Below are 25,723 nucleotides of genomic sequence, written 5' to 3' on the forward strand. Positions count from 1 at the left end.
GTAGGAGGATCGCCACTTTGCGAGACTGAGCCGTATGACGACCCCGCACCCGATCGTCGCCGTCGTCGGACCGACGGCGACCGGTAAGTCCGACCTCGGCGTTGCGCTCGCGCACGCCCTGGACGGCGAGATCGTCAACGCCGACGCCTCGCAGCTCTACCGCGGGATGGACATCGGCACGGCGAAGCTGACACCCGCGGAGCGCGAGGGCGTGCCGCACCACATGCTCGATGTGCTGGAGGTGCGGGACGAGGCGAGCGTTGCGTCATACCAGCGGGATGCGCGGGTGGCGATCGACGGCATCCGACAGCGCGGCCGGGTGCCGATCCTGGTCGGTGGCAGCGGACTCTACGTCCGGGCGGTGCTGGACGACCTGCGGATCCCGCCGACCGAGCCCGCTGTGCGCGCGCGCTGGGAGGCGCGGCTGGAGCAGGAGGGCGCGCCCGCGCTGCACGCCCGGCTGGCCGCGTCCGACCCTTCCGCCGCGGCACAGATCCACCCGAGCAACGGCCGGCGCGTCGTCCGGGCACTCGAGGTGATCGAGCTGACCGGCGAGCCGTTCAGCGCCACCATGCCCACCCGCGAGTTCATCGCGCCCGCGGTGATGATCGGGCTGCGGATCGAGCGCAGCGAGCTGTATGCCCGCATCGGTCGCCGCGTCGAGCACATGTGGCGGGACGGGCTGCTGGACGAGGTCCGTGCGCTGGACCGCATCGGGTTGCGGGAGGGCCGCACTGCGAGCCGGGCGATCGGTTACGCGCAGGCCCTGCAACAGCTGGACGGGGTTCTCACGGAGGAGCAGGCGAAGGACGAAACGGCAAGTCTGACAAGGAAATTCGCGCGCAGGCAACACTCGTGGTTCGGTCCCGAGCCGCGCATCCACTGGCAGCCGTATGACGCCCCGGACCTGCTGGAGCGCACTCGGCGCACGCTGCAGGAGGCCCTGCAAGAGGTGGGTGACCGGTCCAGGCCGTGACACCGGGATGACGCGTGGCGGCCCGATGACCTTGAATGGTGGTATGAGGACGATCAGTTTCGCCAAGGGTCACGGCACGAAGAACGACTTCGTGCTGGTCCCGGCGCTGGACGGCACACCGGAGCTCAGCGCGGACGAGACGGCGTTCCTGGCGGACCGGCGTGGCGGAGTCGGCGGCGACGGCGTCATTCGCGTGGTGCCGATCGAGCACGCACCGGCCGAGATCCGCGCAGGTGCCGGCAGTGCGGAGTGGTTCATGGACTACCGCAACCAGGACGGTTCGGTAGGGGAGATGTGCGGCAACGGCACCCGCGTCTTCGCGCGCTACCTCGTCGACAATGCGCTGGTCACCGGACCGGACTTCGACATCGCGACCCGTGCCGGCATCAAGCGGATGACGAGTATCCAGAACGGTTTCGAGGTCGACCTGGGTGTATGGCGCCTCGCGCGCGAGCCCGAGGCGGACGAGCACGGGTCGGACAGCGTGGTGCAGGCGGTGGGCGCTCCCGACGCACTGCCGGCGCTGAGCATCGACATGGGCAACCCGCACACCGTGGTGGCACTCCCTCCCGAATTCGACCTGCGCACACTGGAGTTGACGCATCAGCCGCGCGTCGACCCGCTCCCGGAGCACGGCACCAACGTGGAGTTCGTCCGCGCGGTGGGCCCCGGGCACATCGCGATGCGGGTGCACGAGCGTGGCGTCGGCGAGACGCAGAGCTGCGGCACCGGTGCCGCGGCAGCGGCGATCGCCACCTGGTGGTGGGCCGGGCAGCCGAGTGACCAGCTCGACTGGCAGGTCGACGTCCCGGGAGGCCGGCTCGGCATACGCATCGAGGGTGACCGTGTCCTGCTGTCCGGGCCGGCGGAGATCGTCGCGTCCGGGACGGTGCGGCTGCCACTGCCCACGCTGGCCGAGTAAGCGGCGAGGCACGAGCCGCGCATCGAGGTCTCGGCTCTCAGGCGCGCGGCCGGACCTGCAGGATCCGGAAACCCTTGACACTCGTGAAGCGCTCGGTCGGGAACCCGTGCTCGATCAGCCAGCGCTGCAGCGAGTCGGATCCGAGGTTGCGCTGGACGACCAGGTAGGCGACCCCGGTGTCGGTCATCCGGGGGAGCCAGGCCAGCAGCAGGTCGTGTAGCACCGACTTCCCGACCCGGATCGGCGGATTCGACCAGATGAGATCGAAGCGCAGCTCGGCCGGCACAGCGTCCGCGGTCTCGGCATGCACGTTCGACAGTCCGAGCGAGGCCGCGTTGCCACGGGCCAGGTCCAGGGCCCGTTCGTTGACGTCGACGCCCCACACCTGCGCGTCGGCGGAGCGCAGGCCGAGCGTGAGCGCGATCGGCCCCCAGCCGCAGCCGAGGTCCAGGAAGGTGCCCGACGAGGGCGGTTCCGGCGCGTTCTGCAGCAGGACCGAGGTGCCCTGGTCGATCCGCTCCGCGGAGAAGACGCCCGGCGCCACCTGCACAGCGCGAGTCCGGCCGGCCAACGGAACGTGGATGGTGCGACGTTCGTCGGCGCTGGCCGGACTCGCGGAGAAATAATGATCAGGACGCTCGGTCATGGTGCCACGAGGGTACCCATGCCGGTGGCCCGATCGTCAGGCGCCGAGGTCACTCAGGAGCACGCGCAGCTCGGCTTCCTGAGCCGCGGGCGATGCCGCGTGGACACCCGGGTGATCGATCGCGTACTTCTTCAGCACGGCATCCATCTCGTGGTCCAGGAAGGTCCATCCCGTTCCGTTCGCGGCCTGCAGTCGGCTGGCATCCGCATCCCAGCTGTCGCGCATCTGCTGCACCGTGGCGTGCGATGCGGACGCGTTGCCCGTCTTGTCCTGTGCCACTGCGGTTTTCGCGAACGTCCGGTACTTCGCGACGATCGGCTTCGGGAGATGTGCCGTCGCCTGAGCGGGGGTCAAGTGCTTGACCGGCCCGGTGGCTGCGCCGTCATCAGCGGGAGCGGGGCCCTGGTGCGGGGTCAGGTGTGCCCAGATGAGAATCGCGGCCAGGGCCGCGGCGAGGGCACCGAAGCCCGCCAGTCCCAGGCGTTCCCGCCGTGGGTCGGTGGCGACAGCCGGCTCGTGGGTGACCTCGTAGGTCTCCGTGACGTCCGAGCGAGTGACCGAGAGGTAGATGACCGTGGCAAGGATCAGCCCGAGGAAGATCAGACTGGTCGTGAACGTGCCGATGCCGAGGCCCACGGGGTCGCCGGGGTTGGTCGCCTTGGTCGGCGAGGCGAGGAAGTCACCGATGTTGGCGCCGAGCGGCCGGGTGAGGATGTAGGCGAGCCAGAACGACAGCACCGGGTTGGCGCCGAACTTCCACAGGGCGGTCACTGCGGCGATCAGGCTGAGCGGCAACAGGATCGAGACGCCCGGGCTCCACCCGGTGAGCTCGAGCGTCCAGTCACCGGTGGCCGTGCCGAGCGCGAAGGTCACCAGCACCGTGAGCCAGTAGAAGGCCTCCCGGGGCAGCGTGACGATCGAGTGGATGGACAGCGTGCGTTCCCTGCGCCACCAGATGCCGAACACGGCTGCCAGCGCCACTGCGAAAACGGTGGACGATATCCACAGCGGCACGTTCTGCTCGTCGGTGAGGATGTCGGTGTAGAGCGTGCCGGTCACGGACACGACGACGACCGTGAGCCAGTACGGGAACGGGACGTATCTCTTCAGGGTCAGTTGCACACCCAGCGTCACCACGAGGATGGCGGTGAACAGCAGGGCGGTGTTGTCGAGTCCGACACCGAGTTGCATGTTGATCCAGTCGGCGAAACTCTCGCCGACCGTCGTGCACAGGATCTTGATCACCCAGAACCAGATGGTGACCTCGGGGACCTTGTTGAGGGTGCGCCGGCGAGCGGCACTGCCGGGCGGCGCGGACGTCGTCAGGGAAGCCATGCGGGGAAGCTAGTTTTCTACAGATGTGCAGACGGTGTAGGTATGCCGGGCAGCCCGTCATACGCAGCGGCGGACGTGGGACAGTCGCGTAGATTTGACCTGCTCACCGCGGATACCGCGCAATAAACCATTCGCGTATGACGTTGACATTTGCGACCGTGAAGCCCGAACAGGGGGAACATGACCCAACGCAACACCGATGGAGGCGCGATGACCGCTCGCTCACATGTGCTCGATGGTCGCGCCGAGGCCTTGGCCGCGGAGACCGATCAGGACCGGCGGTATGACGCCGACGGCTTCCTGATCGAGGAGTCGTACGACGGAGACCAGTTCGACCGCGAGGACCGGGCCGCGCTCCGCCGCGTTGCCGGGCTCTCCACCGAGCTGCAGGACGTCACCGAGGTCGAATACCGCCAGCTGCGCCTGGAGCGCGTCGTGCTGGCCGGGGTCTGGGGTGAGGGCACGGCGGAGGATGCCGAGCACTCGATGCACGAGCTGTCGGCGCTCGCCGAGACCGCCGGCTCGACCGTCCTCGCCGGTGTGCTGCAGCGCCGGATGAAGCCGGACCCGGGCACCTGGATGGGTTCGGGCAAGGCCGCCGAGTTGCGCGACATCGTCATCGAGGAGGGCGCCGACACCGTCATCGCCGACACCGAGCTGACGCCCAGCCAGCGACGTGGCCTCGAGGACGTCGTCAAGGTCAAGGTGATCGACCGGACCGCGCTGATCCTGGACATCTTCGCCCAGCACGCCAAGTCCAAGGAGGGCAAGGCGCAGGTCGAGCTGGCCCAGCTGCAGTACCTTCTGCCGCGCCTGCGTGGTTGGGGTGAGTCGATGTCCCGTCAGGCCGGTGGTCAGGCCGCCGGTGGTCAGGGCATGGGTTCGCGTGGTCCCGGTGAGACCAAGATCGAGCTGGACCGCCGCCGCATCAACACCCGCATCGCCAAGCTGCGTCGCGAGTTGAAGGGCATGAAGACGATGCGCGAGACCAAGCGTGGCTCGCGTCACGCCGCTCACGTGCCGTCGGTCGCCATCGCCGGTTACACCAACGCCGGCAAGTCGTCGATCCTCAACCGCCTCACCGGTGCCGGGGTGCTGGTCCAGAACCAACTCTTCGCAACGCTGGACCCCACGGTCCGCCGGGCGGAGACGGAGGACGGCCGCACCTACACGCTGGTCGACACCGTCGGTTTCGTGCGCGAGTTGCCGCACCAGCTGGTCGAGGCGTTCCGCTCGACCCTGGAGGAAGTGGGCGACGCCGACCTCGTCCTGCACATCGTCGACGGCTCGCATCCCGACCCGGAGTCGCAGATCACCGCGGTCCGATCGGTGCTCGCCGACGTGGGCGCGCACGACGTCAAGGAGGTCGTCGTCGTCAACAAGGCGGACATCGCCGATCCCGAGGTCGTCGACCGGATCCTGCGTTCGGAGAAGCATGCGCTCGCCGTGAGCGCGCGCACCGGCACCGGTTTCGACGAGCTGGCCGCCCTGGTCGCGCGGGAGCTGCCGCGTCCGGAGATCCGGATGGAGTTGCTGCTGCCCTACGAGCGCGGCGACCTGCTCTCCCGGATCCACGACGACGGCGAGGTGCTCTCCAGCGAGCACACCGGCGAGGGCACGCACGTCCACGCGAAGGTCACCCCGACGTTGCAGGCCGAACTCGCAACTTTCGCCGTGTAGAGCACTCAGGTTCAGGGCCGGCTGGCACCATCGGTGTCGTGACGTCACCAGCAGTCGGCTCTGAACACGACCGCATCGCAGCCTCACCCGGCGCCGATGATCCCTGGCGATTGTGGGGACCCTACGTCTCGGCACGCCAGTGGGGCACTGTCCGCGAGGACTACTCGGCGGACGGAAATGCCTGGGACTACTTACCTTTCGACCAAGCGCACCGTCGCGCGTACCGCTGGGGTGAGGACGGTATGGCGGCGGTCTGCGACAGCTTCGGCTTCCTCAACCTCGGCATCGCGCTGTGGAACGGCAGGGACGACCGCCTCAAGGAACGCTTCTTCGGCCTGACCAACGCGCAGGGCAACCACGGCGAGGACGTCAAGGAGGTCTGGTGGCCGACCGACGCCACGCCGACGCACTCCTGGGCGTCGTGGCTCTACCGCTACCCCCAGGCCGCCTTCCCGTATGACGAACTCGTCGCCGCCAATGCCGCGCGCACCCGCAACGACCCGGAGTTCGAGCTGACGGACACCGGTGTGCTGGCCGAGGACCGGTTCTTCGACGTCGCGGTCACCCACGCCAAGGCGAACCCGACCGACCTGCTGATGCGGATCGATGTGACCAACCACGGTCCCGAGGCGAGCGACCTGCACCTGATCCCGCAGGCGTGGTTCCGCAACACCTGGGCATACGGCCGCGACGACCGCACCCCGTCGATGACGCTGACCGACGGCACGGTTCACCTGCAGCATGCCTGGCTCGGCAGCTACGAGCTGGAAGCCGATGGCGACCCGCGAATCCTCTTCTGCGACAACGAGACCGATGATGCCGGCCTGTGGGGAGTCGAGCCGCGGACCGACTGCCCGAAGAACGGCCTGGACCGCGCGATCGTGCACGCCGATGAGGCCGCCGTGCGCACCGACCACGGCACGAAGGTCGGCTTCTGGTGGCAATTGCGCGGTATGGCGCCGGGGGAGACCCGCACGGTGCGCCTGCGACTGCGTGCGGTCGCGGCCGGCAGCGACCACGCTTCCGCACCCGTCGACACCACCTCGGCGGGCGGCTTCGCCGATTTCGAGCAGATCCAGCGGGCCCGCGCTGCCGAGGCGGACGAGTTCTACCGAGGCGTCATACCGGAGACGGCGAGCGAGGAGGACGCGTTGATCGCGCGGCGCGCGTTCGCCGGCCTGTTGTGGGGCAAGCAGCTCTACCGCTACGCGATCGGTGAGTGGCTCGAGGGTGACCCGGCCGGCCCGCCGCCACCGCCACAGCGCCGCACCGCGGGTGCACGCAATGCCGGCTGGTCGCACCTCGACCTGGCCGACGTCATCTCGATGCCGGACGAATGGGAGTACCCGTGGTTCGCCTCCTGGGACCTGGCCTTCCACACCGTCCCGCTGGCGCTGATCGATCCGGCATTCGCCAAGGAGCAGGTCGACCTGATGGTCCGCGAGTGGGCGCAACACCCGAACGGCCAGTTGCCGGCCTACGAGTGGAACTTCAACGACGTCAACCCGCCCGTCCACGCCTGGGCGGCCTGGCAGGTGTATTCGCTTGCGGCAGATGTCGCAGGAGAACCGGATCGGGAGTTCCTCGCCCGGGTCTACAGCAAGCTGCTGATGAACTTCTCGTGGTGGGTCAACCGCAAGGACGCCGACGACTCCTACCTCTTCGAGGGCGGCTTCCTCGGCATGGACAACATCGGCCCGTTCGACCGGTCGAAGCCGCTGCCGGACGGCATGCGCCTGGAGCAGTCGGACGCCACCAGCTGGATGGCGTTCTACTCGCTCTCGATGCTGCGGATCGGCGTCGAGCTCGCCCGGCACGACCGCAGCTGGAGTGCCTCGGTCCGCACGTTCTTCGAGTACTTCCTGCGGCTGGCCCGCGCGATGGACGACTTCGGCAGCACCGGCATCTCCCTGTGGGACGAGCAGGACGGCTTCTACTACGACGCCCTGGTGCGTCCCGACGGCAGCGCCGAGCGGCTGCCGGTGCGCTCTCTGGTGGGGCTGTTGCCTTTGGTTGCAGTCGAATCCGTGCACCCCGTCATCGCCCGGCAGATACCCGACCTGCTCAGCGAGGTGCACTGGCTGGAGCGCCGGGACACCGGGCTGGCCGACGTCCTGGCACACCACGAGCACCACGACGACACCCGCATCACCATGTCGCTGGTGCCGGTGGAACGCCGCGAGCAGTTGCTCGCGCGGCTGCTCGCCGAGGACGAATTCCTGTCACCGCACGGCATACGCTCGCTCTCCGCGGCATACCGCACGCCGTTGACGGTCGACGTCGACGGCGCCGACTTCACCGTGGGCTACACGCCGGCCGAGTCCGACAGTGCGCTCTTCGGCGGCAACTCCAACTGGCGCGGTCCCGTCTGGTTCCCGATCAACTTCCTACTGGTCGATGCGCTCGCGACGTATGCCGAGGCGTATCCCGACCTGCGGGTGGAGCATCCGACCGGCTCCGGGCAGCAGCGCAGTCTCGACGAGATCACCGCCGACCTGATGGACCGGCTGGTGACGTTGTTCCGGCCGGATGCGGAAGGTCGGCGCCCCGGCACCCCGAAGTGGTATCCCAGCGGCCCACTGTGGGATCCGCACCCGACCTTCAGCGAGTACTTCCACGGCGACGACGGCTCCGGTCTGGGCGCCACCCACCAGACCGGCTGGACCGCGCTGGTCGCCTACTTCATCTGCCGCGGCCCCGAACCCCAGTAGTGCCCGTCTCCCTGATCGTCGCGACCGGTTCATGACCGAGAGGAGCACCACTTGACCGAGGGGAGTACGAAATCGGGCCGAATCCGTACTCCGCTCGGTTGTTCGGTACTCCTCTCGGTAAGAAAGGGCGGCGCGCGGGTCGACCGGTGGACGACGACCACGGCGAAAGCCGACCGCATACCCTGTGAGGATGCCTGCCGACCTCGATGCCCTGATGGAAGCTGCGGTCGGAGGAGTCGGTGGCACCGATCGCCCCGGCCAGCGGAAGATGGCGCGGGCCGTCGACCAGGCGGCGCGCAGTGGCACCCACCTGCTGGTGCAGGCCGGCACCGGCACCGGCAAGTCGCTGGCCTACCTGGTGCCCGCGATCCGGCATGCCGTCGAGACGGGGCAGCCGGCCATCGTGGCGACCGCGACACTGGCCCTGCAGGCGCAGATCGTCGACCGCGATCTACCGCGGATAGCCGACGCCCTGGCTCCGATCCTGGGCCGCCGCCCGACCTACGGACTGGTCAAGGGGCGACGAAACTACCTGTGCCTGCACAAGATCGAAGGCGGATACCCCGACGACGAGGACTCACTGCTCGACGTCGGAGAGGTCGACCGGGCCGCCGGCCGGATCGGCGAGGAGGTCGTCCGGTTGCGCGAGTGGGCGCAGGAGACCGACTCCGGCGAACGCGACGAACTCGTCCCCGGCGTCAGTGAGCGCGCCTGGCGACAGGTGTCGGTCTCGGCCGAGGAGTGCCTCGGTTCGAAGTGCCCGATGGTGCAGGAGTGCTTCGTCGAGCGGTCGCGTGCCGCCGCGAAGGACGTCGACGTCGTCGTCACCAACCACAGCTTCATGGCGATCGACTCCTTCGAGGGCCGGCAGATGCTGCCCGAGCACGATCTGCTGGTCGTCGACGAGGCGCACGAGCTCGTCGACCGGGTCACCTCTACGATCACCGACGAGGTCACCGGCGGGATGATCGCGACGGCGGCCCGCCGCTGTGGCCGTATGGCGGACGCGTCGACCATGCGCGAGGCGGGGGAGCTCCTGCAGGAGCTGCTCAACGGCGTCCAGGAGGGACGCCTGCTCGGCATACCCGACAACCTGGCGCTGGCGCTGACCCGCGTGCGCGATGCCGCCCGCTCGGTGCAGAGCGAGCTGAAGCCCGCCTCACCCGCGGACAACGACGCGTCCCGGCAGGTCGCCCGTGCCGCGATCGACGAGATCTTCGACAACTGCGACCGCATCCTCGAGGGGCGCGAGCTCGACGTCGTCTGGGTGTCGCAGGACCAGCGACGTGGCGCGATCCTGCGCGTGGCACCGATGAGTGTCGCAATGCTGTTGCGGGACAAGGTCTTCGGCGACCGTACGGTGATCATGACGTCCGCGACGCTGGAGCTCGGCGGGTCCTTCGACTCCGTCGCCGGCACCCTCGGACTGCGCGGCGAGGGCGGCCCACAGTGGAAGGGTCTCGACGTCGGCTCGCCCTTCGACTACCCCCGGCAGGCGATCGCGTATGTCGCCTCCCAGCTCCCGCCGCCGGGGCGCGACGGCATGTCGACCCAGGCCATGGACGAGATCGAGACCCTCGTGCGGGCCGCGGGCGGCCGCACACTCGGTCTCTTCTCCTCGACGCGTGCGGCTCGCGCGGCTGCCGAGGAGATGCGCACCCGATTCGGCGACGACATACCCGTGCTGTGCCAGGGGGATGACCAGATCCGCACTCTCGTGGGGCAATTCGCCGCTGACCCGCGGACCTGCCTGTTCGGCACCCTGACCCTGTGGCAGGGCGTCGACGTGCCCGGCCCGTCCTGCCAGCTGGTGATCATCGACCGCATCCCATTCCCGCGGCCGGACGACCCCCTGGCGTCCGCGCGGTCGCAGGAGATCGCGCGGCGCGGTGGCAACGGCTTCATGTCGGTGTCGGCGACCCACGCCGCGCTGCGCCTCTCCCAGGGCGCCGGGCGACTGGTGCGCAGCAGTGCCGACCGCGGTGTCGTGGCCTTCCTCGACACCCGCATGATCACTGCGCGCTATGCGGGGTTCCTGCAGAAGTCGCTGCCGCCGTTCTGGCCCACGACCGATCGCGCCCTGGTGCTGAAGGCCCTCAAGCGGCTCGACGAGACGGCCGTGGACCGGCCGGCCGCGACCGACGTCGAGGAGGTCGAGCGCGCCGCCGCCGAGGCAGAGGAGACCACCGTCGACGCCGCGCACGACGTCCCGACCGAGCTGGCGCCGCACCCCGACGTCGAGACCGAGACGCTCCCCGCCGAGACACCGCAGCTCGCGGTCACCGAGCAGGTCGTCGAGCAGGAACCGGTGACCGAGCGGGCGCCGGTCGCCGAGCAGGCGCCGGTCGCCGAGGCGGCGCCCGCGGCCGGCGGCTGGAACGCCGAGGACGACGAAGAGCTGCGCGACGGCATCGACCTCGGGCTCGAGCCGGAGGAGCTCGCCGACCACCTCGACCGGCCGCTGGAGGACGTGCGAAACCGGTTGGTGCAGTTACGGATCGGCTGAGTCACTCGTTGATGATGCGCACCTTCGTCGACTTCTTGCCGTCGACAGCAGCGGCGAGCTGCGGCACGTAGCGCTTGAGAACCCACGGGATCGACAGCGGCGTCACCATGCTGAACGCCGAGGAGTAGGTGCTGACCTTCTTGCTGTCGCCGATCGCGCTCGGCACGTAGATCGTGCGGCCCTCCTTGTAGGCCTTCGTCTGCTCGTAGAGCCCACCGAGCTTGGACTTCACGTTCGCCGGGCTGTCCAGCCACACCACGACGTCGAAGTCGATCTCCTTGGTGCGCTCGGCGCTGATCGAGCCGCCGAACGTCTTGCCGCCGATGTCCTTGAACTTCGCCGGGAAGGTGAAGCCGAGCGCGTGCTGGATCTGCGAGCGGATGTCGGACGGCCCGTAGATGTAGGCGCCCTCGTATGGCGTTGCCACGACGGCGGTCTTGCCGACGAACTGCGGATGGGCCTTCCTGGCGGCCGCGAGATCGTCCTTGACGCTCTTGACCAGCGCCACGCCCTCGGCGTGCTTGCCGAGGGCGTCCGCGATGAGCTGCGCGGTCTTGTCCCAGGGGGTGCCCCAGTCGACATACCCCTTGGGAGCGGCGATCGTCGGCGCCAGCTTCGACAACTTGTCGTAATCCGCCTGCTTGAGGTCGGAGTAGATCGCGAGGATCAGATCCGGCCGGAGCGCGGCGATCTCCTCGACGTTGATCTTCTTGCTGTCCAGGACCTTCGGCAGTGGGGAGTCACCGAGCTTGTCCTTGGCCCACGGGTAGATCTCACCCTTGGCCGCTCCGAGCCACGAGGTCACCCCGACCGGCACGACACCGAGCGCCAGGACGGAGTCCTGTTCGAGCAGCCCGACGCACACGACGCGCTTGGGGGCCGACTTGATCGTGGCGGACCCGTACTTGTGCTCGACCGTGACGGGGAAGGACTTGCCGCCCGCCGCACCGCCGGACGCGGCCGGGCTCTGCGACGCGGACCCGCCGGAGCTGCTGCCACAGGCCGCGAGGAAGGCACTGAGGCCGAGTGCGCCGCTGCTGGCGAGGACAAGACGACGAGACGGTTGCATGGTTCTCCTGGCGATGATGTGATGAGAAGGTTGGTAAGGCTTACCTACCTAAACATGACCGGGTCGAGCGGTTCCACTCGAGCCCCCCGGTTCGCCAGATGCCTTTGGTAAGGCTAACCTTCCTACTGAGACAGCTGCGGCCGCACGGGTCGCGGACCGCCGCCGACGGAGCTTTCGTGACGACCCTGGAGAAGAGCGACACGGCGAATTCGCCTGTTGCACAGGCGAATTCAACGAAGAAGACTTCGGCGCGCACCGGCTCGTGGCTGATCGTCGGCCTGCTGGTCGCAGGTGTTCTCGTCTGCGGCGTGCTCAGCCTGATGATCGGCAACGTCGGCATCAGCCCGGCGCGCACCCTGCACGTGCTGTTCGACTCGGACAGCTCACAGGCGTCGGCGATCATCCACAACCTGAGGCTGCCGAGGACTCTCCTGCTGCTGGTCGTCGGCGTCGCGCTGGGTGTCTCGGGCGCCCTCATGCAGGGCCAGTCGCGCAACCCGCTCGCCGATCCCGGCCTGCTCGGCGTCTCCGAGGGTGCGTCGCTCGCCGTCGTGCTCGCGATCTTCTGGCTGCACATCGGGTCGCCCGCGGCATACGCCTGGTTCGCGCTGCTGGGCGCCGGCCTGACCGCGTGGCTGGTCTTCGCGATCAGCGCCGTCCGTGGCGGACCGTCCCCGTTGACCCTCGTCCTCGCCGGCGCCGCGGTCAGCGCGCTCGCTTCTGCGATCATCACCTCGATCATCACCTCGAACGTCTCGACGCTGGACCAATACCGGTTCTGGGTGGTGGGTTCGGCAAGCGGCCGTGGCCTCGAGGTCTGCTGGCAGGTGCTGCCGTTCATCGCGCTCGGAATGGTCCTGACCGTGATCTGCACGCCGGCCATCAACCTCCTGCAACTCGGTGACGATGCCGCCCGCGCACTGGGCGTGCGGCCCGGGTTGCACAAGTTCCTCGGCATCTGCGCCGTCATGCTGCTCACCGGTGGCGCGGTCGCTGCGTGTGGTCCGATCGGCTTCCTCGGCCTGGTGGCGCCGCACGTCGCGCGCTTCTGCTGCGGTCCCGACTACCGCTGGGTGGTCCCGTACTCGGGGCTGATCGGCGCGCTCGTGCTCACCCTCGCCGACATCCTCGGCCGCGTCATGGCGGGAGGCGCCGAGGTTCAGGTCGGGATCGTGATGGCCCTGGTCGGTGGTCCGGCCTTCGTGCTCCTCGTCCGCCGCGCCCGGTTGGTGCAACTGTGAGTTCGACTGTGGGTTCGACAACGGCGACACCGGCGACACCGGCCCGGCTCCGTCCCGCGCTGCGCATCGGCCGCACCTCGTGGCGGGTGCACCCGCGGGCGACGATCTGTGCGGCGCTCGCCGGAGTTGCGGTGTCGGTGCTGCTCGTCGTCAACCTGTCGTACGGCGACCTGAAGATCCCCTTCATCGACGTCATCCGTGCACTGCTGGGTGACTCGTCGGGCGTCAATTCCTTCATCGTGCGGGACGTGCGCCTGCCGGAAGCGGCCGTCGCACTCCTTGCCGGCCTCGCCCTCGGTCTGTCCGGCGCGCTCATCCAGACGATCGCGCGCAACCCGCTCGCCAGCCCTGATGTCATCGGCGTCAACGCCGGTGCGGCAGCCGGCGCAGTGGGCTACATCGTGCTCTTCGCGACCGCGGGTTCCGGTGTCCCGTCAGGTGTTTCGGCTGACCTCGCGCTGCCGCTCGCCGCGTTCTGTGGCGCACTGATCGCCGCCGGGCTGCTGTATGCCGCCGGGTGGCGCCATGGGCTCGACGGCCGCCGGCTCGTGCTGGTGGGCATCGGGATCGCCGCGGCACTGACCGCGTGCACGTCGTGGTTACTGGTCTCGGCACGACTGCAGACCGCGGCATCCGCGCAGGTGTGGCTGTCCGGGTCGCTGACCGGGGTCTCCGGTAGCAACGTCACCTGGCTGCTCGTCGTCATCGTGCTGGTGGCGCCCGTCGCGCTCTGGCTGGGTAGCACCCTCAACATCGTCGAACTCGGCGACGACACGGCGCGCGCCCTCGGCATACGCACCTCGCGGGCCCAGGCCGTCGCGCTGCTGTGCGCGGTGTTGCTCGCCGCGGTCGCCGTGTCGGCGGTCGGCCCGATCGGCTTCGTCGCGTTCGTCTGCCCGCAGATCGCCCGGCGGCTGGCGGGCACCTCCCGGCCACCGCTGCTCACGTCGGCGCTCGCGGGCGCCGTCCTGGTGCAGGGGGCCGACGTGATCACCCGGCTGTGGCTGACCGGTCTCGCCGCCGGTGTCGTGACCTCGCTGGTCGGCGCGCCGTACTTCATCTACTTGTTGATCCGCAAGCAAAGGCAGGACTCATGACGCAGACCTCCACGGCCGTCCTCGAGCATGCAGCGGCTGGGCCCGACGCGCGACTGGTCGCCCACGGCATCACCGTCGGGTATGGCGAAGAGCCCGTCGTCCACGACGTCTCGTTGCAGATTCCGGACGGCAAGGTGACCACCATCATCGGCCCGAACGGATGCGGCAAATCGACTCTGCTGCGGACGCTTTCGCGTCTGCTGTCACCGAGCTCGGGCAAGGTGACGCTCGACGGCAGCCCGATCGGCACGCGCTCGGCCAAGCAGCTCGCGTGCACGCTGGCACTGCTGCCGCAGAGCCCGCTCGCGCCCGAGGGGCTGCTGGTGCGGGACCTCGTCGGACGCGGGCGGCACCCGCACCAGCGCTGGTTCCAGCAGTGGTCCCACGGTGATGAGGACATCGTCATCGACGCGATGCGCTGGACCGGCATCCTCGAGCTGGCCGACCGGCCGGTCGATGCGCTGTCCGGTGGCCAGCGGCAGCGCGTCTGGATCGCGATGACGCTCGCGCAGCACACCGATCTCGTGCTGCTCGACGAGCCGACGACCTACCTCGACCTGGCCCATCAGGTGGACGTGCTCGACCTCGTATGCCGGCTCAACCGCGAGCGCGGCGCCACCGTCGCGATGGTGCTGCACGACCTCAACCTCGCCGTGCGGTTCAGTGACCATCTTGTCGTCATGCACCGCGGTCGCGTTGTGGCGCAAGGGGATCCGGCGCAGGTCGTCGACGCGGAGCTGCTCTACGACGTCTTCGGCCTGCAGGCCGATCTCGTCGCCGATCCCCGCACCGGCATACCGATGGTGGTCCCGCACGGCAAGAAGGACTAGCGGAGGACGACGGTGCTGGAGCCGTTGAGGAAGACCCGGTGCTCGGCATGCCAGGTGACGGCGCGCGCGAGGACCTGCGCTTCGACGTCACGCCCCGCGACGACCATGTCCGCGGGGGAGTAGCTGTGGTCGATGCGCTCCACGTCCTGCTCGATGATCGGTCCTTCGTCGAGGTCGGGCGTCACGTAGTGTGCGGTGGCCCCGATGAGTTTCACGCCACGCTCGTGCGCCTGGTGATAGGGACGTGCGCCGCGGAAGCTGGGCAGGAACGAGTGATGGATGTTGATCGCCCGGCCGGCGAGGCGCTCGCACAGCTGGGGTGAGAGCACCTGCATGTAGCGGGCGAGGATCACCAGGTCGGCGCCGGTCTGGTCGATGAGTTCGACGAGGCGGGCCTCCGAGTCCTCCTTGCGGGCCGGGTCCACGGGGACGTGGTGGAACGGTATGTCGTGGCTCGACACCAGCTTCTGGAACTTCAGGTGGTTGGAGCCGACCGCGACGATGTCGATCGGCAGTGATCCCACCTGCTGGCGGTAGAGCAGGTCGTTGAGGCAGTGGCCGAGCTTGGAGACCAGCACCAGCGCCTTGGTGGGCTGCTGTGCGGGGAAGAGCCCCCACGTCATACCGAATCGATCGGCGACGGGTGCGAGCGACGCGCGCAGCGTGTCCTCGTCGACGCGTCCGTGCACCCGGGCGCGGATGAAGAACTGACCGGTCAGCGGGTCGCCGAACTGCTGGCACTCGTCGATGTTCGCGTCGTGCCGGACGAGTTCGGTGCTGATCGACGCGATGATGCCGGGGCGGTCGGAACACGAGGCGGTGAAGACGTAGGACTGGCTCTGGCTCATTCGCGAACTTTAGAGCCGCGACGGATGCCGCCGCCGGGGTGTCCGGAGTGAGAGCCGGTGTGCTGTTCGTCTCACATTTCGGCCCAGGGCGCCGGATTGTAGGGGTGGAAAGTCATGGATGTCTCAGGAATCGTAAAAATTTGTGAAAAGACCGGCGCGTGATGGTCGACATGCGCGGCGGCGACCCACAGGATGGCACGCGGTTACGAACCGGTGGAGACGGGTTCGTCGCCACGAGACATGACATCCGGGGCGCGCGGCGCCTCGTGCCATTCAATGTGAAAAGAGGGAGATCGCTGTGGCTTCCACCGGCGATAAGCAGCCTCGTGCTGCAGGCGGAACGGGCGACGGTACGTCGTCCGGGTCCCGCACCACGAACGATTCCGGACAGGAGACGCTGACCCGCAGGGCACGCCGCGGGCTCGGGGGCTGGTGGTGGCTCGCGCTTGTCGCCGTCCCCGTCCTGCTCGCGCTGATCGCGGGCCTGGTGACCCGCGGGGGCATCCAGGACGACCTGAAGTCGGCGTCGGAGAAGGCGCTGCAGAACAAGGGCGTCAATGGCGCGAAGGTCGACTTCTCCGGCCGTGACGGCACCGTCACGCTGCCGGCGAACGCCGACGCGAAGCAGGCCAAGGCGATCGTCGAGAACGTCGACGGCGTGCGTGTCGCGGACGTGAAGGGCGGCGGCGACAAGGCTGCTGCCGGCAAGTCCAAGCCGAAGGCCGACACGGGCAACGGCTCGTTCTCGCTTGCCCCGCAAGGAAATTCGGTGCTTGCAGAAGGCGCAGTGCCGGACGCGGCGACGAAGAAGAAGCTCGTCGCTGACGTGACCAAGGCGGTCGCACCCAAGAAGGTCATCGACAAGGTGACGGTGAAGTCCGGTGCGAAGGCACCGAGCGCTGCCGCCGTGACGGCAGCCGGAACGGCGCTCGGCAAGCTGGCCGACGGCCAGAAGGTCGCCGTTGACGGCGACAACGTCACGCTGACCGGCAAGGCTGCGGACGCCGCTGCCAAGAAGGCTGCGGGCGCGGCTGCGACCAAGGCCTTCCCGAAGGCGACCGTCGACAACCAGCTGACGGTGTCCGGTGCGAACGCCTGCTCCGGCGTCAACACCACGGTGGCCGGTTACCTCAAGGGTCACCAGCCGACCTTCGCGAACGCGTCGGCCACGCTGAACCCCTCGTCCTTCGCGACGCTCGACAAGGTCGCGAAGGCGCTGGAGAAGTGCTCCGGTGCGGACGCCGGGGTCAAGGTGCAGGTCGCTGGATACACCGACAACACCGGAACCAAGTCCGGCAACGTGACGCTGTCCCAGAACCGCGCTGCTGCGGTCCGCAAGTACCTCGTCGGCAAGGGCGTGAACGCCGGCAGCGTGACCGCGAAGGGCTTCGGACAGGCCGACCCGGTCGCATCCAACAACACGACGGCAGGCAAGGCCGCCAACCGTCGCGTCGAGATCACGGTCCAGGGAGGCTGACATGGCTTGGTTGTTCGGACAGACATGGTTCTGGTTGCTGATCGCGTTCCTCGTGGGTGCGCTCGTGGCCTGGGTCGTCGTGCGGTTGCTGTATCCGCTGAAGAAGAACGCCTTCGACGATGTCGACGGTGCACAGATCATTGAAGGAGGCCGGTCCTGATGGGGTGGCTCGCAGGTAGGGAATGGATCTGGATCGTCATCAGCTTCGTGCTGGGCCTGATCCTGACGTGGTTCTGGCTCGTGCAGAAGGTGTCGGCGCGCGTGCCGGCGGGAGCTGCCGCGAGTGGTTCCGGACGGGGCGCATCGAAGCGGACCGGTGGCCTCGGCGCCACGGCGTCCGGCATCGGCGCAGCCGGAGCCGCCGGCGCGAAGGGCCTGAAGGACAAGGCCGGCGACGCCGGTGAGTCCGGCATCTCGGCCGCCAAGCGCGCCGTGGGCAGGGACGAGAAGGACCTCGACAGCTGACACTGTCCAAACCGAAGGGCCGGCGACCTCGCGAGAGGTCGTCGGCCCTTGTCGGTCCCGTCGACCGACCTGTCGGCCCCGGGTGGCAAGGTGTGCAGGTATGACGGACGTCCCGCCGCTGGTGCTCATCACCGGACCGGAGCAGATTCTGGCCGAGCGCGCGGCCACCAGCACGATCGCACTGGTGCGCGAGAGCGACCCGAACGCCGAGCTGGTGCGCATCGAAGCCGCCAGTTATGAGAGCGGCGACCTGCAGCTGCACACCAGCCCGAGCCTCTTCGGGGACAGCAAGATCGTGCTGGTGCGGGACCTCGACGAAGGTCGCGAGGAGCTGATCTCCGACCTGGTCGACGTGGTCTCGGCCGGGTCGCCCGACGCGACCCTGATCGTCGCGCACAAGGGTGGGGTGCGCGGCAAGAAGGCATTGGATGCCTTGAAGAAGAACGGCGCCCGGATCATCGAGGCGCCCGCGATCAAGAGCGACCGTGACAAGTCGGCGTTCGTCACGAACGAATTCCGTTCCGCCGGTCGCAAGGTGGCGCCGGACGCGGTGCGTGCGTTGCTCGAGGCGGTCGGCAAGGACCTTCGGGAGCTGGCATCGGCGTGCAAGCAGCTGGTCGACGACACCGACGGCATGGTCACCGCCGATGTGGTGCAGCGCTACTACGGCGGCAAGGTCGAGGCCACCGGTTTCCGCGTCGCAGACGCTGCGATCAGCGGCAACCTGCCCGAGGCGCTGCGGCTGGTGCGCCATGCGCTCGCGTCCGGCCTCGACCCGGTGCCGATCGTCGCGGTGCTGGCCAGCCAGTTGCGGCAGATCGCGCGCGTCGCGACTGCCGGTCGCGGACCGTCCGGCGCACTCGCCAAACAGTTGGGTATGGCGCCCTGGCAGGTGGATCGCGCCCGCCGTGACGCCAAGGGCTGGGACGGCAACCGGCTGGGCAGCGCCATACAGGCCGTTGCGGCAGCGGACTTCGACGTCAAGGGTGGCGGCCGCGACCCGGTCTACGCGCTCGAGCGCGCGATCATGACCATCGCCGCCGCCCGCAACGGCTGACCAGATCACGGCCGATTTGGGCGGAATGACGCGCCGCTGGTAACTTTGATTCTTGCGTGCGCGCTCTGGTCGTGCGCGCATGCAGCAGCAAACGACGCGTCTACATCGCCCGGGTGTCCCCACGCCCCATCCGTCGGCGCGTCCGTCAACCCTCACTTGACAACAACATCGTTTCGACCAAGGAAGTACTACACGTGGCAAACATCAAGTCGCAGATGAAGCGGATCAAGACCAACGCGATCCGCACTGAGCGCAACCGGGCCTACAAGTCGGAGCTCCGTACCTGGATCCGGCACACCCGCTCGGCCGTCGAGGCCGGCGACAAGGCCAAGGCCACCGAGATGCTGGCGACCGCGTCCAAGAAGCTGGACAAGGCCGTGAGCAAGGGTGTCATCCACAAGAACCAGGCCGCCAACAAGAAGTCGGCGCTGGCCAAGGCAGTCAACTCGCTCGACGCCTGATCGGCTCGAACGACACGAGGTCCGGTGCCCGTCCCGCAGGGACGGCCCGGACCTTCGTCGTTCCCTGACCGGACCACCGCAGCGTGGGTGACATGGTGCGGTAATCTGTCTGTCGTGCGGCAGTTGCTTCTTCTTAGCAAGCCGCGTTGACGGCAAGCGGACTTCGACGCGGCTGACCCCTCCCTGCGACGAGGGGTCTTTTCCTTGGGTTCAAGGACCACGCAGCGCGAGTCCGACGCGCACGCCACTTGCTCCCTCGCAAAGGACGAACCATGAACGACGAGCAACCCGCACACCGCTATTCCGCTGCCCTGGCCAATGACATCGAGCGCACCTGGCAGGACCGCTGGGAGGAGCAGGGCGCATTCCATGCCCCCAACCCGGCCGGCCCCTGGGCGGACGAGGCGGCCATCGGCGACCGGCCGAAGTACTTCCTGCAGGACATGTTCCCCTACCCGAGTGGTGCCGGGCTGCACGTCGGCCACCCGCTCGGCTTCATCGCGACCGACGTCTTCGCGCGCTACCAGCGGATGACCGGCAAGAACGTCCTCTACACGATGGGCTTTGACGCCTTCGGGCTGCCGGCCGAGCAGTATGCCGTGCAGACCGGCCAGCATCCGCGCAAGACCACTGAGGACAACATCACGACCTACACCCGGCAGCTGCGGCAGCTGGGCCTGTCCCACGACAAGCGGCGGGCGTTCGCGACGATCGACCCGGACTTCTACAAGTGGACCCAATGGATCTTCCTGCAGATCTACAACGCCTGGTATGACGAACGCGTCGCCAAGGCACGGCCCATCGCCGAGCTGGTGACCGCCTTCGAAGCCGGCGACGTGCCGACCTCGGACGGTCGCGCCTGGTCGCAGCTGACCGCTGCCGAGCGGCGCGACGAGATCGACAACCGGCGACTGGCCTACAAGAAGGAAGTGCCGGTCAACTGGGCGCCGGGCCTGGGCACCGTGGTGGCCAACGAAGAGGTCACGAACGAGGGCCTGACCGAACGCGGTGACATGCCGGTCTTCCAGCGCAACCTGCCGCAATGGATGATGCGCATCACCGCCTACTCCGACCGGCTGATCGACGACCTGGACCGGCTGCAGTGGCCGGAGTCGGTCAAGGCGATGCAGCGCAACTGGATCGGCCGATCCCAAGGCGCCGCAGTCGAGTTCGAGGTCGATGGCACAACAGACCGGATCGAGGTCTTCACGACCCGACCCGACACGATCTTCGGCGCCACCTTCATGGTGCTGGCACCGGAGCACCCGCTGGTGGACATCGTGACCGCCGATGCCTGGCCGGAAGGCACGCAGGACGCGTGGACGGGCGGCGCGGCCGGCCCGGCGGAGGCGGTATCGGCATACCGGAGGGCCGCGTCCCGCAAGTCCGAGCTCGAGCGCCAGACCGAGGATGCCAAGGCCAAGACCGGAGTCTTCACCGGCGCCTTCGCGACCAATCCCGTGTCCGGAGAACGCATCCCGGTCTTCATCGCCGATTACGTGCTGATGGGCTACGGCACCGGAGCAGTCATGGCCGTGCCTGCCGAGGACCCGCGCGACTGGGACTTCGCCAAGAAGTACGAGTTGCCGTATCTGCGCACCGTGCAGCCCGCGGAGGGCCACGACGAGGACACGGCATACACCGGTCCGGGCGCGAAGATCAACTCCACCAACGACCGAATCTCGTTGGACGGCAAGGAGATCGACGACGCAAAACAGATCGTGATCGATTTCCTGGAGCAGCACGGCGCCGGGCGCGGGACCATCACCTACAAGCTGCGCGACTGGCTGTTCAGCCGGCAGCGGTACTGGGGCGAGCCGTTCCCGATCGTCTACGACGAGGACGGCGTCGCACATCCGCTGCCCGAGTCGATGCTGCCCGTCGAACTGCCCGAGGTGGCGGACTACTCACCGAAGACCTACGCGCCCGACGACGCGGACTCCATGCCCGAGTCCCCGCTGTCTCGCGCCGAGGAATGGGTGGAGGTCGAGCTCGACCTGGGCGACGGTCCCAAGACCTATCGTCGCGAGACCAACACCATGCCCAACTGGGCCGGCTCATGCTGGTACGAGATCCGTTACACGGACCCGTCCAACAAGGAACGCTTCGTCGATGCCGACTGTGAGCGCTACTGGATGGGGCCGAACGGTCGGGCCGGCGACACCGGTGGCGTCGACCTGTACGTCGGAGGTGTCGAGCACGCGGTGTTGCACCTGCTCTACTCGCGTTTCTGGCACAAGGTGTTGTTCGACCTGGGCTACGTCAGTTCCGAGGAGCCGTTCCGCCGCCTCTTCAACCAGGGCTACGTGCAGGCGTTCGCCTACCGTGACCATCGCGGCCAGCCCGTCCCCGCCGCGGAGGTGGAGGAGCAGGTCAGTGGTGACACCACGACCTTCACCTGGCAGGGCCAGCCGGTCACTCGCGAGTTCGGCAAGATGGGCAAGTCCCTGAAGAACGTCGTCACGCCGGACGAGATGTGTGCGACCTTCGGCGCGGACACGTTCCGCGTCTACGAGATGTCGATGGGCCCGCTGGACCAGTCCCGTGTGTGGGAGACCCGCGCCGTTGTCGGTGCCCAGCGCTTCCTGCAACGCCTGTGGCGCAACGTGATCGATGAGGAGACCGGCGAGCTGCGGGTATCGGACTCCGAGCCATCGCAGGATCTGCAGCGCCTGCTGGCCAAGACGGCCGACGGCGTCGGCAAGGACTACGAGGCGCTGCAGTTCAACACCGCGATCGCCAAGCTGATCGAGTTGAACAACGCGTTGACCAAGGCTTCGGCGGATGGCCCCGCACCACGGACGGTCATCGAGCCCCTGGTCTTGATGACCGCACCGGTCGCACCACACATCGCCGAGGAGCTGTGGTCCCGGTTGGGTCACGAGTCATCGCTGGCGCACGAGGACTTCCCGGCCGCCGACGAGTCCCTGCTGGTCGACGAGACGGTCACCTGCGTCGTGCAGATCCAGGGCAAGGTCCGCGACCGCCTGGAGGTGTCGCCGGACATCTCCGACGCCGACCTGGAGTCGCTGGCCCGTGCCAGCGAGAAGATCGCAGCAGCGGTGGGGGACAAGCAGATTCGCAAGGTGATCGTGCGCGCTCCCAAGCTCGTCAACTTGGTCGTTGGCTGACTCCGTGTCTGTGGCAGTCGTGACCGACTCGACGGCGTATCTGCCGTCGGGGGTGGCCGCGGCCAACGGCATCTCGGTCGTGCCGATGCGGCTCGCGATCGGTGGCGTGTCGTATGACGAGGGGCGCGGCGTCTCCGCGGAGGAGGTCGCGCAGGCGCTGCGCGACTTCGTGCCGGTGTCGACCTCGCGGCCGTCGCCGGCGCTCTTCAGCCAGGTGTATGCCGCACTCGCGGCTGCCGGCCACGACTCGATCGTGTCGGTGCACGTGTCCTCGCAGATGTCGGCGACGCTGTCCTCGGCACAACTGGCGGCGCGCGACGCGCCGATCCCGGTCACCGTGATAGACAGTGAAACCATCGGCATGGCAATGGGTTTCGGCGTCATCGCGGCCGCGGAGGCCGCCGCGTCCGGAGCTGATGCGACAGTGGTCGCCGACGCGGCGCGGCGTCATACCGGAGCGTCCACGACCGTCTTCTACGTCGACACCCTCGAGCATCTGCGCCGCGGTGGACGTATCGGTCGTGCCTCCGCGCTGATGGGATCCGCGCTGGCCATCAAACCGCTGCTGACCGTGCGCGACGGGCACATCGAGCCGCTGGAACGCGTGCGCACCACCGGCAAGGCACTTGCCCGGCTCGTGAAACATACGGTTGACGCGGTCGAGGAACTGGAGAAGCGCGACGACGTCGAGGGGGTGGACGTGGCCGTGCACCACCTTGATTCGCGCGAGCGCGCCGAGACCCTGGTGGAACAACTGGCCGCCGAGCTGCCGAGGGCACGCCGGCTGCTGCTCGTCGAACTCGGCGCGGCTGTCGGCGCCCATGTCGGCCCCGGCACGCTGGCGGCGGTCGTGACTCCGCGACTGTCCGGCCGGACCCGCATCGTGGGGTCATCCGACTGACCGGAACCACGGCTGGTCAGCGGGTTGTCCACATCCCCGCGCGGACGCCGGTTTGTCCACAGGTCAGTCGCCTGGCTCGAGCGCGAACTGCGTTGTCGTACTTACAGTTCCACCCATGACAGTCAATTCGCAACAACCACGGCGAGCTGGGGAGTGAGCTGATGGGGAGGTCGCGTGCGGAGGACGCCACACCCGATCGGTTGGCGGCGGTGCTGGAGGAGCTGGAGGCGGTGCGTCGCGCACCGGGCTGGGTGCCGAGCGAGGACTCCGTGGTCGACGAGCCGCGGTCCCGGGTCGCCGACCTGCCGCGCCGGGTCGCCGCGACGCGTCGGGTCGAACGCACCGAGCAGGCTCGGCGTGGGGGTCGGCATGCCGCCGGGGTGACCGGTGAGGAGCTGCGCCCGCGCGAGCCGTTGCTTCGGCCACCCGAGCCGCTCATCGGTGCGCAGGTCGCGCCGAGCAGACTCGCCGTGATCGGTGCGCTGATCCTGGTGTCGGTCGCGGCACTGGTCTTCGGCGGGCGGGTGCTGTGGGCGCGGGCGGCCGCGCAGCCGCACCCGGTCAGTTCGGCGAGCGCGGTCTCCTCCACACGCGCCGCGTCGGCGCCGGCGTCGGGGCCCTCGACCGCGCGGCAGGGGTTCGGTGCCACGGGCCCCTCATCGAGCGCGACTCCCACCACCCTGGTCGTCCAGGTCGTGGGACAGGTGCGCAAACCCGGCGTGGTGCACGTCAAGAGCGGGTCAAGGGTCCAGGACGCGGTCGCCGCGGCCGGTGGTGCGTTGCCCGGCGCCGACCTGTCGGCGATCAACCTGGCGCGAGTCGTGGCCGATGGTGAGCAGATCCACGTCCCCAAGCCCGGCGAGCAGCCGGCACCGCCGCCGGGCGGCGCCGCGGGGGCGGCGTCGGCGACGGGTGGCGCGGCCGGGAGCAGTGCCGGGAGCACGACCGGCAGCATCGTCAATCTCAACACGGCCGACCAGGCAACCCTCGAGGGTCTGCCCGGAGTGGGGCCGGTGATGGCTCAACGCATCCTGCAATGGCGCGCGGACAACGGTCGGTTCAGCACCGTGGACGAGCTCGGCGAGGTCAGTGGCATCGGCGACAAGACGTTGGCGCAGCTGCTTCCGCTGGTGACGGTCGGCTGAGGAGGTGCGTGCTCTGCGGGCAGTCGGCGCGGCCGTCATCCAGCCCGTGCTCGAGCGGCTCCGGAGCGTGCCCGAACCCGTCACCGGTCGGTCGCGCTCGCTGGATCTTCGGCTGTTCACCGCTGCCGCGGTCGCCTGGCCGGTCACGCTCGTCGCACTCCGGCTGCCGGCCGGGGTCAGCGTGTGCCTCGCCGCGGCCGGCGCGTTCTGCTCGGCTGTGATCGTGCTTCGACGCCGACCCGCGGAGGTGCCCGGACGCCGCCGCAGAATGCTGGAGACAGTGGCGCTCGCGGGGGCGGCTGTCGCGCTCGTCTGCGCCGGGACCGCCGGACATCTCATGACACGCCAGGCCGGCACGGTCGACCAACTGGCTGCGAGGCGGGCGATCGTCCGGCTCGAAGCCGTGGTGACCTCCGACCCACGGCCGGTGGGTGCCGGGCTCGGCGGCCACCGGAGTCTGGTGATCGCGAAGCTCTCGGTGCGCCAGATCGTCGGCCGCGGCATGCTCAGCACGCCCAACACACCGGTGCTCGTGCTCGGCGACGAGCGGTGGCTGGCCGTCCATTGGCACGAGCGTGTTGCGATCACCGGGCGACTGCAGCCCGCGGAACGCGGCGATGACGTGGAAGCCGTGCTGACGGCACGCGGGCCACCGCGGGTCATCGCTGGCGCGGGTCCGCTCTTCGATGCTGTCGAGGAGGTCCGGCGCGACACGCGGGCGGCCACGGAGGGCCTGCCGACCGACCCCCGCGGCCTGGTGCCGGCCCTGGTGATGGGCGACACCTCGCGGCTGCCTGCCCAGCTCAATGACGACATGCGCGCGACCGGCATGACGCATCTGAATGCCGTATCGGGGACGAACGATTCTGTTACATGGTTGTGATGGACGGGTGATAATTCGGGCATGGTTCGACCCATCGCCGCCAATCTGACCGTGCCGCTGTCGCGCGCCAAAGACTTCACCGCGTTGGCGTCGATCCTGCACGTCCTCGGCACCCGGTCGCGGCTCGAAACGCTGCAGCTGCTGCTCGACGGGCCGAAGCTCACCGCCGACTTGCCGTCCCGGCACGACGAGCTCCGCATGCTCGAGGACGTCGGCATCATCGAGGGCGAGCGGTTGGCTGAGGGCCGGGTGACCTACGAGTGGGCGTTGGTGCCGGGTGCGCTCGACCGGATCGCGCGCTGCTTGCAGGGGTGATCGTGGAGCCGGAGAAGTGGGACACGA

22 protein-coding genes are annotated in these 25,723 nt (G+C 68.7%); 18 read left to right on the plus strand and 4 right to left on the minus strand.

The window, feature by feature from the left end; translation table 11 throughout:
- Positions 1-34: 34 nt before the first annotated feature.
- Positions 35-976: a tRNA (adenosine(37)-N6)-dimethylallyltransferase MiaA gene (gene miaA / locus VG502_RS01680; RefSeq protein WP_325548084.1), complete on the plus strand. Its 942-nt coding sequence runs from the start codon at positions 35-37 to the stop codon at positions 974-976.
- A 43-nt stretch (positions 977-1,019) separates the two neighbouring features.
- The gene (gene dapF, locus VG502_RS01685; RefSeq protein ID WP_325548086.1) at positions 1,020-1,898 is read left to right on the plus strand and encodes a diaminopimelate epimerase; all 879 of its coding nucleotides are present in this window, start codon (positions 1,020-1,022) and stop codon (positions 1,896-1,898) included.
- A 37-nt stretch (positions 1,899-1,935) separates the two neighbouring features.
- Here the strand turns inward: dapF and VG502_RS01690 are convergent, their stop codons facing one another.
- The gene (locus VG502_RS01690) at positions 1,936-2,544 is read right to left on the minus strand and encodes a class I SAM-dependent methyltransferase (RefSeq protein ID WP_325548088.1); all 609 of its coding nucleotides are present in this window, start codon (positions 2,542-2,544) and stop codon (positions 1,936-1,938) included.
- A gap of 36 nt (positions 2,545-2,580) precedes the next feature.
- Positions 2,581-3,879: a COG4705 family protein gene (locus VG502_RS01695; RefSeq protein WP_325548089.1), complete on the minus strand. Its 1,299-nt coding sequence runs from the start codon at positions 3,877-3,879 to the stop codon at positions 2,581-2,583.
- Positions 3,880-4,089: 210 nt separating this feature from the next.
- On the opposite strand from VG502_RS01695, the gene hflX reads away from it, so the two are divergent.
- The 3 genes from hflX to VG502_RS01710 all read left to right on the plus strand — a co-directional run bounded on the left by hflX (position 4,090) and on the right by VG502_RS01710 (position 10,776).
- Positions 4,090-5,559: a GTPase HflX gene (gene hflX, locus VG502_RS01700; RefSeq protein WP_325548091.1), complete on the plus strand. Its 1,470-nt coding sequence runs from the start codon at positions 4,090-4,092 to the stop codon at positions 5,557-5,559.
- 38 nt (positions 5,560-5,597) lie between these two features.
- On the plus strand, positions 5,598-8,270 hold the full coding sequence (locus VG502_RS01705; RefSeq protein WP_325548093.1) for an MGH1-like glycoside hydrolase domain-containing protein: 2,673 nt from the start codon (positions 5,598-5,600) through the stop codon (positions 8,268-8,270).
- Between the two features lie 190 nt (positions 8,271-8,460).
- The gene (locus VG502_RS01710) at positions 8,461-10,776 is read left to right on the plus strand and encodes an ATP-dependent DNA helicase (protein ID WP_325548095.1); all 2,316 of its coding nucleotides are present in this window, start codon (positions 8,461-8,463) and stop codon (positions 10,774-10,776) included.
- A 1-nt stretch (position 10,777) separates the two neighbouring features.
- On the opposite strand, the gene VG502_RS01715 is transcribed toward VG502_RS01710, so the two are convergent.
- Positions 10,778-11,845, minus strand: coding sequence for an iron-siderophore ABC transporter substrate-binding protein (locus tag VG502_RS01715; protein WP_325548097.1), 1,068 nt, complete (start codon positions 11,843-11,845; stop codon positions 10,778-10,780).
- Positions 11,846-12,021: 176 nt separating this feature from the next.
- Between VG502_RS01715 and VG502_RS01720 the strand changes: the two genes are divergently transcribed.
- Genes VG502_RS01720 through VG502_RS01730 form a run of 3 tightly spaced genes read left to right on the plus strand, consistent with a single transcriptional unit; the run spans position 12,022 to position 15,013 of the window.
- Entirely contained in the window at positions 12,022-13,086 is a 1,065-nt protein-coding gene (locus tag VG502_RS01720; protein WP_325548098.1) for a FecCD family ABC transporter permease, read from the plus strand.
- A complete protein-coding gene (locus VG502_RS01725) occupies positions 13,083-14,183 on the plus strand; it encodes a FecCD family ABC transporter permease (RefSeq protein WP_325548100.1) in 1,101 nt (366 codons plus the stop codon). Before VG502_RS01720 ends, VG502_RS01725 begins: the two co-directional genes overlap by 4 nt.
- Positions 14,180-15,013, plus strand: coding sequence for an ABC transporter ATP-binding protein (locus VG502_RS01730; RefSeq protein ID WP_325548102.1), 834 nt, complete (start codon positions 14,180-14,182; stop codon positions 15,011-15,013). The genes VG502_RS01725 and VG502_RS01730 overlap by 4 nt, the downstream gene beginning before the upstream one ends.
- On the opposite strand, the gene purU is transcribed toward VG502_RS01730, so the two are convergent.
- A complete protein-coding gene (gene purU / locus VG502_RS01735; RefSeq protein WP_325548104.1) occupies positions 15,010-15,861 on the minus strand; it encodes a formyltetrahydrofolate deformylase in 852 nt (283 codons plus the stop codon). The genes VG502_RS01730 and purU overlap by 4 nt on opposite strands.
- Before the next feature lie 298 nt (positions 15,862-16,159).
- Here purU and arfA point away from each other — a divergent pair, with 298 nt between their 5' ends.
- The 10 genes from arfA to VG502_RS01785 all read left to right on the plus strand — a co-directional run bounded on the left by arfA (position 16,160) and on the right by VG502_RS01785 (position 25,696).
- On the plus strand, positions 16,160-17,338 hold the full coding sequence (gene arfA / locus VG502_RS01740) for a channel-forming protein ArfA/OmpATb (protein WP_325548105.1): 1,179 nt from the start codon (positions 16,160-16,162) through the stop codon (positions 17,336-17,338).
- Position 17,339: 1 nt separating this feature from the next.
- Positions 17,340-17,498 (plus strand): channel accessory protein ArfB, encoded by a 159-nt coding sequence (gene arfB / locus VG502_RS01745; protein ID WP_325548107.1) that lies wholly within the window; start codon positions 17,340-17,342, stop codon positions 17,496-17,498.
- Positions 17,498-17,803: a channel accessory protein ArfC gene (arfC, locus tag VG502_RS01750; RefSeq protein WP_325548109.1), complete on the plus strand. Its 306-nt coding sequence runs from the start codon at positions 17,498-17,500 to the stop codon at positions 17,801-17,803. The genes arfB and arfC overlap by 1 nt, the downstream gene beginning before the upstream one ends.
- Before the next feature lie 100 nt (positions 17,804-17,903).
- Complete coding sequence (holA, locus tag VG502_RS01755; RefSeq protein WP_325548111.1) at positions 17,904-18,860, plus strand: DNA polymerase III subunit delta; 957 nt, start codon at positions 17,904-17,906, stop codon at positions 18,858-18,860.
- A gap of 194 nt (positions 18,861-19,054) precedes the next feature.
- Positions 19,055-19,321: a 30S ribosomal protein S20 gene (rpsT, locus tag VG502_RS01760; RefSeq protein WP_325548112.1), complete on the plus strand. Its 267-nt coding sequence runs from the start codon at positions 19,055-19,057 to the stop codon at positions 19,319-19,321.
- A 272-nt stretch (positions 19,322-19,593) separates the two neighbouring features.
- On the plus strand, positions 19,594-22,452 hold the full coding sequence (gene leuS, locus VG502_RS01765; protein WP_325548114.1) for a leucine--tRNA ligase: 2,859 nt from the start codon (positions 19,594-19,596) through the stop codon (positions 22,450-22,452).
- Between the two features lie 4 nt (positions 22,453-22,456).
- Complete coding sequence (locus tag VG502_RS01770) at positions 22,457-23,353, plus strand: DegV family protein (RefSeq protein WP_325548116.1); 897 nt, start codon at positions 22,457-22,459, stop codon at positions 23,351-23,353.
- A gap of 161 nt (positions 23,354-23,514) precedes the next feature.
- The gene (locus VG502_RS01775) at positions 23,515-24,498 is read left to right on the plus strand and encodes a ComEA family DNA-binding protein (RefSeq protein ID WP_325548118.1); all 984 of its coding nucleotides are present in this window, start codon (positions 23,515-23,517) and stop codon (positions 24,496-24,498) included.
- Positions 24,499-24,502: 4 nt separating this feature from the next.
- Positions 24,503-25,381, plus strand: a complete 879-nt coding sequence (locus VG502_RS01780) for a hypothetical protein (RefSeq protein WP_325548120.1) — start codon at positions 24,503-24,505, stop codon at positions 25,379-25,381.
- Between the two features lie 21 nt (positions 25,382-25,402).
- The gene (locus VG502_RS01785) at positions 25,403-25,696 is read left to right on the plus strand and encodes a hypothetical protein (protein WP_325548122.1); all 294 of its coding nucleotides are present in this window, start codon (positions 25,403-25,405) and stop codon (positions 25,694-25,696) included.
- Positions 25,697-25,723 lie beyond the last annotated feature (27 nt).

The organism is Flexivirga sp., from assembly GCF_035551235.1.
In the GTDB taxonomy this organism is placed as follows: Bacteria; Actinomycetota; Actinomycetes; order Actinomycetales; family Dermatophilaceae; genus Flexivirga.